The following is a 15,793-nucleotide window of genomic DNA, read 5'->3' as shown; positions in this document are numbered from 1 at the left end:
ACGGTGTCCAACCGTACGTCATCTCCCGCACCCCCGGGTCACTGCCGGTAGAGCAGGGCGCGTACCTCGGACTCCGCCGCGTGCAGTCGGTCCGGATCGATCGTCTCACCGTGGTCGTAGGCGTCGAGCAGTCGCGGGTCGATGTAGCTCTGCCGGCACACCGTCGGGGTGTTGCCGAGCTCCTCGCTCGCGGCCTTCACGGCGTGCGACACCGCCTTCTTCCGCTTCGCCTGCGACGACTGGGGCCCGGTCTTCGCCAGGTCCACCGCCGCCGCCACGGTGCCGTGCAGGGTCCGGAAGTCCTTCGCGGTGAACTCGTCGCCCGCGCGCTCCTTGACGTACTCGTTGATGTCCTCGGCGGCGAGCGGCTCCCACTCGGCGCCCCGCTCCGCCCGGAAGGAGAGCAGCCGCGCGTTCGGTCCACGCCGCTTCATCCCGGCGATCACGCGCGCCAGGTCGTGGTCGTGGATCGTGGACGACCACTCCTGCCCGCTCTTGCCCGGGAAGTCGAGCTCGATGTCGTCGCCGGAGACGTGCGCGTGCGCGCAGAGCAGCGTCGAGAGCCCCCTGCTGCCGTGCTCGGTGGCGTAGCGCTCGGAGCCGACCCGGAGCGATCCCTGGTCGAGCATCCGGAAGGCCGCGGCGAGGGCTCGGCGGCGGTCCGGCTCGGGCCGACGGAGGTCCTGCGTCACCATGCGCCGCGCGGACGGCAACGACTCGGCGAGGGCGAGGGCCCGGTCGTACTTGATGCGGTCCATCCGCTCGCGCCAGCCCGGGTGGTACATGTACTGCCGACGCCCGGCACCGTCGATGCCCGTCGCCAGGATGTGGCCGTTGTCGTACGGCGAGATCCACACGTCGTCCCACGCCGGAGGGATGACCAGCTCCTCGAGCCGCTGGCGGACGGCCTTGTCCGTCACGGTCTGCCCGTCCGGGTCACGGAACGAGAAGCCCTTCCCGCTGCGGACACGGTGGTAGCCACGACCGTTGGTCCTGGAACGACGGAGACGAGTCACCCTGACGATCGTGCCCTGTCCCGCCTGTGATCGGTCCCGAACGGCGTCTCCGGTGCGCCTGCCGGAGACTCCGCGGACCCCGCCGGGAACGACGAAGCGGGGCCGGACCCGAAGGCCCGACCCCGCTTCCGCAGTGTCTTCCGGAAGACCGGGACTACTTGATGATCTCCTCGACCGTACCGGCGCCGACCGTACGACCACCCTCACGGATGGCGAAGCGGAGGCCGGCCTCCATGGCGATCGGCTGGATGAGCTCGACCGACATGGCGACGGTGTCGCCCGGCATGACCATCTCGGTGCCCTCGGGCAGGGTGATGACGCCGGTGACGTCCGTGGTGCGGAAGTAGAACTGCGGACGGTAGTTCGCGTAGAACGGGTTGTGACGGCCGCCTTCGTCCTTGGTCAGGATGTAGGCGTTCGCCTTGAACTCGGTGTGCGGCGTGACCGAACCCGGCTTCACGACGACCTGGCCGCGCTCGACGTCCTCGCGCTTGAGACCGCGGATGAGCAGACCGGTGTTGTCACCGGCCTCGGCCTTGTCCAGCAGCTTGCGGAACATCTCGATGCCCGTGACCGTGGTCTTCTGCGTCGGGCGGATGCCGACGATCTCGACCTCGGAGTTCAGGTCGAGCGTGCCACGCTCGACACGACCGGTGACGACGGTGCCACGACCGGTGATCGTGAAGACGTCCTCGATCGGCATGAGGAACGGCTGGTCGGTGGCGCGCACCGGGTCCGGGACGTTCTCGTCGACGGCGGACATCAGGTCCTGGACGGACTTGACCCACTTCTCGTCGCCCTCGAGCGCCTTGAGCGCCGAGACCTGCACGACGGGGGCGTCCTCGTCGAACTCCTGCGAGCCGAGGAGCTCACGGACCTCGAGCTCGACGAGCTCCAGGATCTCCTCGTCGTCCACCATGTCGGACTTGTTCAGCGCGACGACGATGTAGGGGACGCCGACCTGGCGGGCGAGCAGCACGTGCTCACGCGTCTGGGGCATCGGGCCGTCGGTGGCGGCGACCACGAGGATCGCGCCGTCCATCTGGGCCGCACCGGTGATCATGTTCTTGACGTAGTCAGCGTGACCCGGGGCGTCGACGTGCGCGTAGTGGCGCTTGTCGGTCTGGTACTCGACGTGCGAGATGTTGATCGTGATACCGCGGTCGCGCTCCTCGGGAGCGCTGTCGATCTGCGCGAAGTCACGGGCCTCGTTGAGGTCCGGGTACTGGTCGTGCAGAACCTTGGTGATCGCCGCCGTGAGCGTGGTCTTGCCGTGGTCGACGTGACCGATGGTTCCGATGTTGACGTGCGGCTTGGTCCGCTCGAACTTGGCCTTGGCCACTGTGGGTCCTCCTCAGGACTCGGAGAGCATGCCCCCGGTTCTGCAACCGTTGGCGTGCAGGGTGTGTGTCTTACTTTACTTGGTGGCGAGGGGCCCGTCGCCGGGCACCCTCGCCTGTGGAGAAGACGCTCAGAGCGTCAGTTCCCCTTGCCCTTCTCGATGATCTCCTCTTCGACCTTCTTCGGGACCTGTGCGTAGGTCTCGAAGGTCATGGAGTAGACGGCACGACCGGAGGTCTTCGAACGAAGGTCACCGACGTAGCCGAACATCTCGGACAGCGGCACGCTCGCGCGGACCACCTTGACGCCCGAAGCGTCCTCCATCGAGGCGATCTGGCCACGACGGGAGTTCAGGTCACCGATGACGTCGCCCATGTACTCCTCGGGAGTACGGACCTCGACGGCCATGATCGGCTCGAGGATGACGGGGCCGGCCTTGCGGGCAGCCTCCTTGTACGCCATCGAACCGGCGATCTTGAACGCCATCTCGGACGAGTCGACGTCGTGCGACTGGCCGTCCTTGAGGATGGCCTTCACACCGACGGTCGGGTAGCCGGCGAGGATGCCGACCTGCATCGCGTCCTGGATACCGGCGTCGACCGACGGGATGTACTCGCGCGGGACGCGACCACCGGTGACGGCGTTCTCGAACTCGTAGACCTTCTCGGCCGTGACCTCCATCGGCTCGAGCGCGATCTGCACCTTCGCGAACTGACCGGAACCACCGGTCTGCTTCTTGTGGGTGTAGTCGTAGCGCTCGACCGGCTTGGTCAGGGTCTCGCGGTAGGCCACCTGCGGCTTGCCGACCGACGCCTCGACCTTGAACTCCCGCTTCATGCGGTCGACCAGGATGTCGAGGTGGAGCTCGCCCATGCCCTTGATGGTGGTCTGGCCGGTCTCGGCGTTGAGCTCGACGCGGAACGTCGGGTCCTCTTCGGCGAGCTTCTGGATGGCCGTGGAGAGCTTCTCCTGGTCGGCCTTCGTGTTCGGCTCGATGGCGACCTCGATCACCGGCTCCGGGAACGTCATCGACTCGAGGACGACCTGGTCGTTCGGGTCGCAGAGCGTGTCGCCGGTGGTGGTGTCCTTGAGGCCGATCACCGCGTAGATGTGGCCCGCGGTCACGTTGTCGACCGGGTTCTCCTTGTTGGAGTGCATCTGGAAGATCTTGCCGATGCGCTCCTTCTTGCCCTTGGTCGAGTTGATGACCTGGGCACCGGACTCGATCGAGCCGGAGTACACGCGGACGTAGGTCAGACGACCGAAGAACGGGTGCACCGCGACCTTGAACGCCAGGGCCGAGAACGGCTCGGTGGCGTCGGGCTTGCGGATGATCTCCTTCTCCTCGTCCTTGACGTCGTGGCCGATCATCGGCGGGACGTCGAGCGGGGACGGGAGGTACGAGATGACGGCGTCGAGCATCGGCTGGACACCGCGGTTCTTGAACGCCGAGCCGCAGAGGACCGGGTAGACCTCGGACGCGATGGTGAGCTTGCGGATGCCCGCGCGGATCTCGTCGTTCGTGAGCTCCTGGCCGTCGAAGAACTTCTCGAGCAGGGCGTCGTCGGACTCCGCGACACGCTCGACGAGCTTGGCGCGGTACTCCTCGGCACGGTCCTGGAGGTCCGCCGGGATCTCCTGGACCTCGTACTGGGCGCCCATGGTCACGTCACCCTTGGCGTCGCCGGGCCAGACCTTGGCGTGCATCTCGATCAGGTCGACGACACCGATGAAGTCGTTCTCGGCACCGATCGGGAGCTGGAGCACGAGCGGCTCCGCACCGAGGCGGTTGATGATCGTGTCGACGGTGAAGTAGAAGTCCGCACCGAGCTTGTCCATCTTGTTGACGAAGCAGATGCGCGGGACGTTGTACTTGTCCGCCTGACGCCACACGGTCTCGGACTGGGGCTCGACGCCCTCCTTACCGTCGAAGACGGCGACGGCACCGTCGAGGACGCGGAGCGAACGCTCCACCTCGACCGTGAAGTCCACGTGACCGGGGGTGTCGATGATGTTGATCTGGTTGTTGTCCCAGAAGCAGGTCGTCGCGGCCGACGTGATCGTGATGCCGCGCTCCTGCTCCTGCGCCATCCAGTCCATCGTGGCAGCGCCGTCGTGGACCTCACCGATCTTGTGCGTGATGCCCGTGTAGAACAGGATGCGCTCGGTCGTCGTGGTCTTGCCGGCATCGATGTGCGCCATGATGCCGATGTTGCGGACCTTGTTCAGGTCGGTGAGCACGTCCTGTGCCACAGGTTCCTCCGGAAGAGTTGTAGGAGAGGTTGGCGGCCGGGCGGGCACCGGTCGTTCATGACGACCGGCACCCGCCCGCAGCCGGGACTACCAGCGGTAGTGGGCGAAGGCCTTGTTCGACTCGGCCATCTTGTGCGTGTCCTCGCGGCGCTTGACCGCGGCACCGAGACCGTTCGACGCGTCGAGGATCTCGTTCATGAGACGCTCGGTCATCGTCTTCTCGCGACGGGCCTTGGCGTACGAGGTGAGCCAGCGGAGCGCGAGGGTGTTCGCGCGGTGCGGCTTGACCTCGACCGGGACCTGGTAGGTCGAGCCACCGACGCGGCGGCTGCGGACCTCGAGGGTCGGACGGACGTTGTCGAGCGCCTTCTTCAGCGTCGCGACGGCGTCCTGCTGGTTCTTGGCGGAGACACCCTCGAGTGCATCGTAGACGATGCGCTCGGCGAGGCCCTTCTTGCCGTCCAGGAGGATCTTGTTGACGAGCTGCGAGACGATCGGCGCGCCGTACACCGGGTCGGCGACGACGGGACGCTTCGGGGCGGGACCCTTACGAGGCATCTATCTCAACCCTTCTTCGCGCCGTAGCGGCTGCGGGCCTGCTTACGGTTCTTGACGGCCTGGGTGTCCAGGGCACCGCGGATGATCTTGTAGCGCACACCGGGGAGGTCCTTCACACGACCGCCGCGGACGAGCACCATCGAGTGCTCCTGCAGGTTGTGGCCCTCACCGGGGATGTAGGCCGTGACCTCGGTGCCGTTCGAGAGCTTCACACGAGCGACCTTGCGCAGGGCCGAGTTCGGCTTCTTGGGGGTGGTGGTGTAGACGCGGGTGCAGACACCACGCTGCTGGGGGTTCGCCTTCAGTGCCGGCGCCTTGGTCTTGACGACCTTGGGCGTGCGACCCTTGCGAACGAGCTGCTGGATGGTAGGCAACTGTTCTCCTGGTTCTTCGCTCGTGCTCTGGCCGACGCCTTCCGTCGGCTTCCTCATCCCACGCTGATCACCGCCTGACGGCGGAGGGGAGGTCGTGGGATGGATGATCCCGGCACGGACCCGTCAGGGCGACGAGGGTGACCCGGGATTTCGGGCGCGCCCGAGGGCGCACACCCGGTAGAGACTACCCGCGTCACACAGCGAAATCAATCCGGGCGCGTCGCGCTCGGAGCCCCGGTGAGCGCCCTGGGCGAACGCGGTCGCGCTGGACCGGGTCCGGCCCCGAGGGGCGGTGTCGTGTGGGCGCCGACCACCTGTCGACGGCACGGACCCGACGGGGGTGGGTCGCGCCTCCCGGCCGACGTCGCCCCGCGCGACCGACGCGACGCGGGTCAGGAACCCGTGTCCGACGCACCGTTCCCGATGGCGGACTCGAACGTGGCGCCGGCGTCGGTGAAGCCCGACACGTACCCGGCGACGTTGACGTTCATCGGCCCGGCCGTCGCGGTGCCCACGCCGTCGGGGCCGGAGATGTCCGCGGTGAAGGTGGCGCGACCGAAGGTCGTCGTCGACACGGTCCAACCGCGCGACAGCCACCCGCCGACCGCGACCTGCGGTCGCTGCTCGAGCGTCCACTCCTGGTTCGAGTAGGTGTAGGCCGGGTCCTCGCCGTACGCGTAGAAGCTGCAGCCCGAGGGCGCCGCGTCCGTCGACGCGATGCAGGCGTCGACCCAGCGGTCGACCGCCTGCTGCGCCGCCCGCTCCCCCGCGGACGTCAGCGTCGTCGTCATGGCGACCGGGACGGAGCCGGTCCCGCCGAAGCCTGCCACGCGAGCCGATCCGCCCTCGGCCGAGTACCACTTGCCCCCGTCGACGGAGACGTCGTACGTGCCGGGGAGGGCGTCGAGGCGCGCGGTGCCGTCGCGCCCGGTCGTCACCCGCTGGCCGGCGACCTCGACGGGCGTCCCCGCGGGACCGCGCACCGACAGCTCGACCTGACCGAGCGTCGGCGCCTCGAGCTCCCAGACCGGGAAGACGCCCCAGTCGGAGTCGGTGCGGTCCAGGGTGAACGTCGTCGCGACGTCACGGCCGCCCTGCCGCAGGGAGGCGCGCACCGTGGCGGTGTCGCCGTCGGTCCGCGTGGCCACGATGCGGTAGCCCGTCACGCGGCCGGACGCCTCCGCGTACGCGGCGTCGGTGAGGAGGACGTCGTCGTCGTCGTGGTCGATCCCCGCCGCGTCGAGTGCGTCGTCGACACGACCAGAGGTCAGGTCGTCGAGGAACGCGCGCACGGGCCGGTCGGCCGAGTGCGAGGCGGACTGGACGGCGTAGCCGACGACCCCGGTCACCGCGAGCAGGACCACGGCCGTGCCACCGGCGATGATGCCGAGGACCGCACCGCGGCGCATCCGTCGACGCTGCCAACCGGGCGCGGGTCCGCCCACCGGCGCCGGTGCCTCCTGCGTGCCGCGGAGCGTGTCGACGTGCGGGGCCGCTGCCCACCCGTCCGGCTGCTGGTCGTTCATGCGTCCCCCGTCGTGCCTCGTGCCTGCTCCGCGATCGTACCGCCGTCAGGCGGTGCGGGGCCGGGTTCAGGGGTGCTCGCGCTCCGGGGCCGCGGCGGTCGGCGTGGGCTGCGCACGAGCCTGGTGACGCGCGGCCGAGATGCCGCCGACGACGCAGAGCAGCGCGACGACGACGGACCCGACGACGAAGGGGCTCAGCGCCGCGCCGGCGGGGAAGACGAGCAGCTCCGTGCCGTCGCCACGCGTCAGGGCGTACCCGACGGAACCGACCCCGAGCATCACCAGGTAGGTGCCCGCCGCGGCGACGAGGGCGGTGACACCGGGGTTGCCCTCACGGACACCGGACGCGGTCGCGAGGAACACGACCACCCCGGCGCCGACGACCATCGCGGGGCCGAGGTAGGGGCTCGCGTCGGGCTGCGCGATGGCCTCGACGTCGGCGAGCAGGGCTTCGAAACCCGTCACCGCGATGACGAGCGCGATGAAGAGCACGGACGTCATCGTCGCGATCAGCCACCGGGACATGGAGCGATCGTACCGCCGGCAGGGCGGGACGGCGCGGTCCGGCTACTGCACGGTCGGGACCTGGTCCCGCTGCACCCGGTCCTGCTCGGAGGACGCCTGGTCGGCCTGCTCCTGGGCGGCGGCGACCAGTGCGAGCGCGATGGTCGCCGTGATGACGGGGATGGACTCCGTGAGCGGGGCGGCGGGGGCGGCGCTGCTGGGCGCGGCGGGGACGGCACTGCTGGCCGCGGCAGCGTCGGCCGGGAGGCGCGGCTCGGCCTGGTCGGGGTCGGTCGCCTCCGCCTCGTGGTCGCGCAGGGCGGGGCCGACGATCGGCAGGACCGCGGTCGTCGCCGGCGGCTCGGCGTGCAGCGCCACCGAAGCGGGGACCTCGACGACGCGGCCCCTCGTGGCCCTCCGGGTGCGCGCCATCCTGACGAGCACGACGACCGCCACGATCGCCCAGACGCCGTTCACGATGGTGGACGGGATCGCGTGGTGCGCGGCGACGTTGATCGCGACGGAGAGCCCCCCGACGAGGTTGAGGAGCTGGTAGAGCGGTCCGTTCGGGATCTTGCCCAGTGAGAACAGCAGGTAACCTGCAAGAACGGTTACGGCTCCGAACCAGCCGAGGAACTCCACGATTCCGACCAACACGCGCGACTCCGGGCACGACGAGGAACGGCCGTCCTGAGGCGACCGTCCGAGAGGGGGTGAGCAGCCGCGAGTGCGGCGTCGGGAGCATCGTACGCAGACCGACGTGTGTCGCGGAAGTGGGCGCGGCGTGGCGTGGCGCACCCACTTCGCGGGGGTCTCGTGCGCGCTGGGTTCAGCCGGTTGGGGCGGGGGCCGCGGACGGGTCGGCGAGCACGTAGATCGACCCCGAGAGCGACCATGACTGCGACTGCATGGGGGTCGCGCCGTCGTCCTCGCTGGCGGCGGCGATGCCCGTGACGAGGAAGAGCCGGGCGCCCGACTGCATCGCCTTCGTGAACGCGAGCGCCTGGTCGTAGGACCCCTTGACCGCGACGGTGACGGGGACGAGCGAGAAGTTCGAACCGGTGATCGCCGGGTCGGTCGCCGCTTGCGCTGAGGGCACCTCCGAGTCCGCGGTGGGCGGTGCCGCGGACGCGGCGGACGTCCCGTTCGAGCTCGCGTCCGGTTCGGCCGCGGAATCGGCGGCCGGGGCGTAGGGAACGGCGTCGCCGATGGTGACGTTCGTCACCTGCACCGACGCTGCGGTCGCATCCGCGTCGATCTCGCGGACGAAGGACTCGGTGTCGACCGTCGACGGCACCGAGGCGCGGAGGCGGTCCAGCTCTGCCTTCGTCTCGCCGAGTCCGGAGAACGCCTTCGCGAGCCGCGTCAGCTCGGCTCGGTTCTTGTCGTTCGTCGCGTCGATGGTCGCCTGCTGCGTCTGGTTCGCCGCGGCCGCGGCGAGCTGCGGCTGCACGCCGAGGAACCAGCCGCCTGCCAGGACGGCGGCGCAGACGACGAGTGCGATCACGAGGGAGAGACGGTGCTTCGTCATCGTTCGGTGTCCTTGCCGTACTTGCCGTCGTAGGCGCGTGCGTCGAGCTCGAGGGCGATCACGGACGTGTACTCGGCCCGGTCCTCGTCGTAGGAGATCGAGGAGATGGACGAGTCCAGGTAGCCCGTCAGCCCGGACAAGCGGGTCGTCCAGTCAGGGACGGACGGGATGGTCGTCGACTTCGCCGTGAGGGTGAGCGTCGCCGCCCGAGGTGCGCCGCCCGCGTCTGCGGCCTGTCCGAAGGGTTCGGTCACGTTCGCCGATGCGATGGTCATGCCACTGATCGAGAGATCGGCCGGCAGGACGTTCCTGATGCCACCGAGCGTGGCGTCCCAGTCCACCTCCGTGGATCCGCCCACTTCCCGGGCCGACTCGAGGAGTTCGGTGTCGCGCTCCGTCGCCCGGAGGTCCGCGTACCGCTGTTGCTGCGAGAGGAGGGTGGTGGTCTCCGCCTGCGCCGCGGTCAGCGACGCAGCCGTGGCCATCTGGTGCGCCACGGCGCCGACCGTCGCGAGCACCACGGCCGCTCCGGCCACGACGACGCCGAGCCATGCACGACGGGTGGCCGCCCGCTGGCGACGCTCGACGTAGACCTCCGCCGGCAACAGGTCGACACGGGGTGCGCGACCCGCGATCGACTCCGTGCCGGAACGGCGGTCGCTGCGGTTCCGGCGGGCCGGTGCCGTGCTCGATCGTTCCTGGGTGCTGGTCATGCTGCCTTGCTCCCCACCGCGAGTCCGTAGGCGACGGCGACCGAGTCGCCGTGGGCGAGGATGTCCTCCTCGCGCACGGCGCGGCCGAAGCCCGCGTCACGGAACGCGGACGGCGTCGTGACCGGCAGGTGCGTCGTGTCGGCGAGGGCCTCGCGGAAGCCGATGAGGCGCGCGCCACCGCCGACGAGCGAGATGCCCGAGACGGTCTCCTCCGGACGGGTGTTCACGTAGTAGTTGATGGTGTTCCGGAGACTCGTGACGAGTTCGTTCACGGTGTCGAACACCGCCGCGACGGCGCGTGCGTCGTCCGGTGTCCTGGCCCCGGGGCCGATGCCGAAGTGGCGCTTGACGGCCTCCGCCTGCGCGAAGGGGATGTCCAGGCGTCCGGCGAGCGAGCGGGTGATGTCGTCCCCGCCGGACGGGATGATGCGCACGAACTGCGGCACGCCGTCGGTCGCGATGACCACGCTCGTGGTGTCTGCGCCGACCTGGATGATGGCGATGGTCCCCTGCTGCGCGTCCGCGGGGGCGAGCACCCGGGTGAGCGCGAACGGGATGAGGTCCACCCCCACCGGGTTGAGCGCGGCGAGCCGTACGGAGCGCACGTTGGCGAGGACGGCGTCCTTGATCGCGGCGACGAGCAGGCCGCGGATCACCGGCCCGGTCTCGTCGACACCCTCGCTGACGGGGTAGAAGTCGAGGATCGCGTCGACCACGGGGACGGGGAGCATGTCCTGCACCTGGAAGGGCAGGCTCTCCCTGATCTGCGCGAGCGGGGCGTGCGGGACCGTCAGGTCACGGGACAGGACCCGCTGGTTCCCCATGCCGAGGACGACGTCGCGGGATCGGAACCGCCCGACGGACCAGAGCTGGCGCAGTGCGGCACCCACGGTGTTCGGTTCGAGGACCTCGCCGCGGCTCACCGCGCCCTCGGGCGTCGGGACCTCGGCCACGCGCATGACGATCGGCCGACCGCGGTGGGCGTCAGCGACCTCGACCGCGCGGATCGACGACGCGGCGATGTCGACGCCGACGATGCTCTTTCCCATGGTGCTGCTTTCGTTGTGGGGCGATCAGGAGAGGCCGAGGAGGCCCAGGTAGGCCGCCCAGAGGGGAGCGCCGGACACGATGCCGATCCAGGCGCCGACGAGCATCGACGGCCCGAAGGGGACACCGCTCCCCATGCGGGCGCGGCCGGCGACGACCAGTGCGATCGCGACCGTACCGCCGACGACGAAGGCACCGAAAGCTCCCACTGCGAGGGGTCCCCATCCGAGGTACGCCAGCACGAGTCCGAGCACCACGGCGAGCTTGACGTCGCCGAGCCCCATGCCGCCCGGGACGGCGAGCGCCAGGACCAGGTAGGCCCCGCCGAGCGCGACCGAGCCGATGACACCACGGAGCAGGGCACCCCAGTCCCCCGATGTCGCAGAGACCCCGGTGAGGAGCACCAGCAGCACGACGGCCGCCGGGAGGACGATCGCGTTCGGCAGGCGGTGCGTGTCGAGGTCGATCAGCGAGAGCGCGACGCTCACCGCCATCAGGTAGAGCAGTGCGCCGAGCATCACGGTCCGCCCGAGCGCTCCTGTCGCGGTCGCGGCGGCGAGCGGCTGCGGCGCCACCAGTGCGACCAGGACGAAGAGCACGGCGGTCGCGGCCTCGACCACCGGGTAGCGGACCGAGATCGGTGCGGCGCAGTCGCGGCACCGCGCACGGAGCAGGACCCACGACAGGACGGGCACGTTGTCCCGCCGGCGGATCGGGTGGTCGCACCGTGGGCAGGCGCTCGCCGGCGCGATGACGGAGAGCCCCGCGGGGACCCGGTGCACGACGACGTTGAGGAAGGAACCGATCGCCAGGCCGAGCACCCCGGCCAGGGCGGCGGTGATCCAGGCCGCGCTCACCGGCAGGCTCCCGTGCTCGTCTTCGCGCATGCACCGTCCACCTGGTAGGCGGACTGCACCTCGACCTGCGTCGTGACGCCGTACGACGTCGAGACGGGCTGCAGGAACTTCGGCGGCGCGGTGGTGAGGAGGCGCTTGTCGTAGACGTAGTTCTTCGAGAAACCGGTGCTGCCGGTGGTCGCGACCGGGCCGCGCCAGTTCTGCGCGATGGAACCGACGACCTTGAGCACGCCGAGCTTCGGTCCGATGTCGTAGTTCTGGTTCCAGAAGGTCCCGGCGTTGCTCGCGATCGCCGCACTGATCGTGATGCTCTCCCCGGCCGAGCGGTCGAGCAGCGCGATCCCGGAGGTGTTGCACCGGGAGTGGTCGGTGCCGGACCGTGTGGAGGGGTACGAGGTGCACTTGGTGGGGTTGTACACCTCGACGGCGTTCTGGCCGACCAGTCCGAGGATGTCGGCGGTCGCATCCGCGTAGGTGACGCTGCCGGTCACCCAGATCGTGCCCGACGAGGCGATGGTCATCGCGCCCGCGAACGCTCCGCTGATGAAGACGTCGCCCGCCGTGCACGAGTACGTGTCGGACGCCGAACCGGTCAGCGTCGTCGCGTCCCGACCTGCGCTGCGCCCGTTGACCCACTCGTCCGCGGCGGGATAGCCCAGCCCGTTGCTGAACGGCTGGTTCGGCTTCGTGGTCGCCTTGCCGTTCGAGCCGACCGTGACCGAGGTCGTGCAGTAGGTGTTCGTGTACCCGGAGGGGAAGGCACCCGGCCACTTGTTCACGTTGTTCCCGGACGACGGCACGTCCTGCACGTACATGAGGTTCGCCGGCAGCGTGGGGATCGTCGCTCCGCTCGCGCTCTGCAGGGCGTCGATCGAACCGCACAGCGCCGCGGCCTTCGCGGTGTCCGGACCGGCCTCGACCTTGCCCGTCCTGTCGTCCACCTGGATCTGGGTCGCCTTCGTCCAGGGCGACCAGACCGTCATCTTGCCGCCGCCGAGGAAGGCGACCCGCGTCGGCCCCGTGTACAGGCAGCCCGGACGCGGGACGGTCGCGGGGATGTCGGTGCGCGTCTCCTGGGACATGTTCGAGTTGAGCGCCGGCAGACCGAGGTACGGCACGGCGGCAGGGTCCCCACCGTTGAACTGCCCGCCGCAGGTGCCGCTCGAGGGCCGCACCCGCGTGTCGTGCTGCTCGACGCTTCCGTTGAAGGTCGTGGCACACGCAGCGGTGAAGACGTCGTTCGTCCGGATCGGGCCGTTCAGGACGTCGCTGGCGGCGAACTGCACGGCCTGGCACTTGTTGCTGACACCGCTCTGCCACTGGTAGGCGGTGGTGCAGGTGCTGCCGGAGATCGCCGGGTTCGACGACTCGTAGTTGGTGAAGTACAGGTAGTTGATGAAGCCGTCGCCCTTGAGGTTCGCGACCAGGGACCGCACGCTGCCACCCGCCTTGCCCGTCACGCGCACACGCAGCACGCCCTTGGACGAGTAGTCGGCGTTGTCGACCTCGTACCGGAAGAACTGGTCCGTCGAGCCCACGACGGCCGCCCACCGGCTCCCGCTGGTCGTGAAGGCGACGTTCTTGTCGTCGCCGGTGAACGTCGATCCGCTCGCCTTGCTGAACTGCGCGGCCGGGTTGCCGTAGAGGGCGTACCCGTTGTCGTTCGACAGCTTCGCCTGGTAGTCCGCGAGGCCGGCGTACGCAGCAGCCATCGCGTTCTGGAAGTTCCGGTCAGTCGCGGACTTGACCGCGCCCGACGCCGACACGGCCACCATCGTCGCGACCAGCATGAGCATGACGGTGCCGAAGATGACGACGTTGGCCAGGGCCATGCCCCGTTCGTCGCCGTGCGCACGACGGAGAGCGGCGACGACGCGGCGCATCACGGCGTGCTCCCGATTCCGGTGCCGGTGCCGGTGCCGTACGCCACGTTGAACAGGTACAACGTGTTCTGGATGTGCGTGTTGCCCGGGGTGTCCGCCGTGGCGGACCCGAGCTCGAGGTTCACCCGGACCGCGCGGATCGCGCCGAGCTGCGACGCGGGGACGGACCCGTCGGCGAGGGTGGCCAGCGGGGACCCGTTCGCGCCGAGGTAGGTGAAGAGCGGATCCCCGTCACCCGTCGGTGTCGCCACGGCACCACCGAGGACCATCGTGCGGGTCGGCGCCTGGGTCGGGGCGGGAAAGGTCGTGAAGCCCTTCGTCGTCGTCCCCGTCCACCGGTCGAGGACGAGGCCCCTGGCGGCGTTCAACGAGTACCGGACCTGGACCGGGGTGTCGGTGGCGTTGCCGTCGAGGTCGATGAAGGCGGTGAACGTCATCCGGGAGCCGTTCGCCTGGGTGACCGCCGCCGCGTAGGTGCCGTCCGCACGGGGGAGCAGACTCGCGGCGTGCACGTACCGGGTGAGTGAGTTCATCACGACGGCGGCCGAGCGCGCGTTCTGGTCGGACCTGGTGTTCGTCGAGCCGGCGCGCAGGGTCGCGGTGAAGAAGCCGCCGACCGCGACGAGGATCACCATGGAGATGCTCATCGCGACGATGAGTTCCATGAGGCCGACGCCGGCGTCCTCGCGCCGGAACCGGCCGAACACCCGCATCACGAGGTCTGTCCGCGCGGGTCGAGCGTGAGCGTGTTGTCGTAGTCGATGACGAAGAGCGCGGTCTTCTGGTTCACGCGGCCGGGCGTCACCGGCGTGACGTTCGCAGCCTTCGTGGCGATCTCGTTCCGCGACGTCGAACCGAACGTCTTCCCCGAGGAGATCGTCCACGTCCCGAACGGCAGGGCGATCGTCGCGGTGTCCGACGACGAGACGGGGAACTTCATGGTCATGCCTGCGGCGCAGCCGGGGTCGCCTGCTCCCGGGTTCGAGGACGAGACCGCGGTGATGTAGCGCCCCTTGACGTCGCTCACCTTCGCCACGCCCATCATCACGGCCCCGTCGGACGGTTGCCCGGACTCGGTCGTGATCAGCGGTGGGAGCGCTCCGGCCGCGCCTGCGGCATCGGGCGTCGTCCAGGCCGCAGGGTTCGGGCTCAAGCAGTTCACCGTGGCGTTCGGGCTGTTCGAGTAGGGCCCGGCGTACGCCGTGTACCCGGACGCGAAGGGGAAGACCGGCAGTGACTGTTCCGAGGCGGAGGTGACGACGAGCGTCTGGCTCGTCGTGTCCCACGGCGTGACGGTGTCGAGCCCGCCGACCGTGCTCGACAACACCGTCGGCATGTTCGTGGGGAGCGTCGCACCGTAGCTCGATGCGTAGCGGAGCGTCAGTTGGCTCGCGCGGTCGTAGACGAACGGGACGGGTGCGCTCGCGCCGGCGGTGACGGTGATCGGGGTCTGCTGGGACGGCTGCTCCTGGTCCGTGTCGATGCCGCCCGCGATCGTCGCGGTGACGGTGTAGTCGCCCGGAGCGACGTTGACCGCGTACGAGCAGCCCTGCGAGTCCGTCGGCGACGGGGCCGTGCCCGGCGCCACGGCACCGCTGCCCGAGATCGGCGTCAGCGAGATCCCGACGCCGGCGAAGGGTGCCCCCGAGGCGTTCACCGCGGAGACGATGACGGTGCCGTACCCGGGGTCGGTCACGGCGTCGCTCGGCGCGATCGCCGAGGTCATGGTCGTCGAGGACGTCCCGCCACGGGCGTTCGGCCACGACACCGTCGCGACGACGCTCTTGTAGGCGAGCTTGCCGTTCGACGTCCCGCAGGCGCCGCTCGCGCCGTCGCTCTGGACCCAGGTGACGGACCGGTCGATCTCGTAGGTCACACCGCCCAGGGTCTTCCTGTTGCTCGAGCCGGACTTGCTCACGACCTTGAAGATCCCCGCCGTCGTCGCCGCTGCTGTCTGGCGCATCGCGTCGATGTCCTGGGATGCGAGTGCGACCGCCGTCTCGCGGCCACGGCTCGTCTGGGTGAGTTGGAGGGTGTTCGCGATGCCGTAGGCGATGCCGACCGACATGACGGCGAAGACCATCATGGCGACCATGACCTCGATCACCGAGAGCCCGGAGTCACGGGTCGTCGGGTCGATCGGGCGCAGCACGCGGTGCGTCCTGCGGAACATGGTCACCTCCTCACAGG

At 69.7% G+C, this 15,793-nt stretch carries 15 protein-coding genes; all 15 read right to left on the bottom strand.

Features of this window, described 5'->3' with window-relative positions; translation table 11 throughout:
- Positions 1-38 precede the first annotated feature (38 nt).
- On the bottom strand, positions 39-1,016 hold the full coding sequence (locus tag DEJ23_RS07755; RefSeq protein ID WP_111239700.1) for a DNA topoisomerase IB: 978 nt from the start codon (positions 1,014-1,016) through the stop codon (positions 39-41).
- A gap of 154 nt (positions 1,017-1,170) precedes the next feature.
- Positions 1,171-2,358, bottom strand: a complete 1,188-nt coding sequence (gene tuf, locus DEJ23_RS07750; RefSeq protein WP_111239699.1) for an elongation factor Tu — start codon at positions 2,356-2,358, stop codon at positions 1,171-1,173.
- Positions 2,359-2,495: 137 nt separating this feature from the next.
- A complete protein-coding gene (gene fusA / locus DEJ23_RS07745; RefSeq protein WP_111239698.1) occupies positions 2,496-4,610 on the bottom strand; it encodes an elongation factor G in 2,115 nt (704 codons plus the stop codon).
- Between the two features lie 87 nt (positions 4,611-4,697).
- Entirely contained in the window at positions 4,698-5,168 is a 471-nt protein-coding gene (gene rpsG, locus DEJ23_RS07740) for a 30S ribosomal protein S7 (RefSeq protein ID WP_058728452.1), read from the bottom strand.
- 5 nt (positions 5,169-5,173) lie between these two features.
- Positions 5,174-5,542 carry a 30S ribosomal protein S12 gene (gene rpsL / locus DEJ23_RS07735; RefSeq protein WP_058728453.1) on the bottom strand — a complete coding sequence of 123 codons (369 nt, stop codon included), beginning with the start codon at positions 5,540-5,542 and terminating at the stop codon, positions 5,174-5,176.
- 392 nt (positions 5,543-5,934) lie between these two features.
- Positions 5,935-7,068 carry a hypothetical protein gene (locus tag DEJ23_RS07730; protein ID WP_146240225.1) on the bottom strand — a complete coding sequence of 378 codons (1,134 nt, stop codon included), beginning with the start codon at positions 7,066-7,068 and terminating at the stop codon, positions 5,935-5,937.
- Between the two features lie 66 nt (positions 7,069-7,134).
- Entirely contained in the window at positions 7,135-7,593 is a 459-nt protein-coding gene (locus DEJ23_RS07725) for a DUF6121 family protein (protein WP_111239696.1), read from the bottom strand.
- Between the two features lie 42 nt (positions 7,594-7,635).
- On the bottom strand, positions 7,636-8,229 hold the full coding sequence (locus tag DEJ23_RS07720; RefSeq protein ID WP_111239695.1) for a hypothetical protein: 594 nt from the start codon (positions 8,227-8,229) through the stop codon (positions 7,636-7,638).
- 172 nt (positions 8,230-8,401) lie between these two features.
- The gene (locus DEJ23_RS07715) at positions 8,402-9,103 is read right to left on the bottom strand and encodes a hypothetical protein (protein ID WP_111239694.1); all 702 of its coding nucleotides are present in this window, start codon (positions 9,101-9,103) and stop codon (positions 8,402-8,404) included.
- On the bottom strand, positions 9,100-9,816 hold the full coding sequence (locus tag DEJ23_RS07710) for a hypothetical protein (protein WP_111239693.1): 717 nt from the start codon (positions 9,814-9,816) through the stop codon (positions 9,100-9,102). Before DEJ23_RS07710 ends, DEJ23_RS07715 begins: the two co-directional genes overlap by 4 nt.
- Entirely contained in the window at positions 9,813-10,865 is a 1,053-nt protein-coding gene (pilM, locus tag DEJ23_RS07705) for a type IV pilus assembly protein PilM (RefSeq protein ID WP_111239692.1), read from the bottom strand. Before pilM ends, DEJ23_RS07710 begins: the two co-directional genes overlap by 4 nt.
- A 24-nt stretch (positions 10,866-10,889) precedes the next feature.
- On the bottom strand, positions 10,890-11,750 hold the full coding sequence (locus DEJ23_RS07700; protein ID WP_111239691.1) for an A24 family peptidase: 861 nt from the start codon (positions 11,748-11,750) through the stop codon (positions 10,890-10,892).
- Positions 11,717-13,552 (bottom strand): hypothetical protein, encoded by a 1,836-nt coding sequence (locus DEJ23_RS07695; RefSeq protein ID WP_220034204.1) that lies wholly within the window; start codon positions 13,550-13,552, stop codon positions 11,717-11,719. The genes DEJ23_RS07700 and DEJ23_RS07695 overlap by 34 nt, the downstream gene beginning before the upstream one ends.
- 50 nt (positions 13,553-13,602) lie before the next feature.
- Positions 13,603-14,316, bottom strand: coding sequence for a type II secretion system protein J (locus DEJ23_RS07690; protein ID WP_111239689.1), 714 nt, complete (start codon positions 14,314-14,316; stop codon positions 13,603-13,605).
- The gene (locus tag DEJ23_RS07685; RefSeq protein WP_111239688.1) at positions 14,316-15,776 is read right to left on the bottom strand and encodes a hypothetical protein; all 1,461 of its coding nucleotides are present in this window, start codon (positions 15,774-15,776) and stop codon (positions 14,316-14,318) included. The genes DEJ23_RS07690 and DEJ23_RS07685 overlap by 1 nt, the downstream gene beginning before the upstream one ends.
- Positions 15,777-15,793 lie beyond the last annotated feature (17 nt).

This window comes from Curtobacterium sp. MCSS17_008, from assembly GCF_003234185.1.
In the GTDB taxonomy this organism is placed as follows: domain Bacteria; phylum Actinomycetota; class Actinomycetes; order Actinomycetales; family Microbacteriaceae; genus Curtobacterium.
Note: the sequence above shows the minus strand (reverse complement) of the source record. Positions and strands in the feature narration are given on the sequence as shown.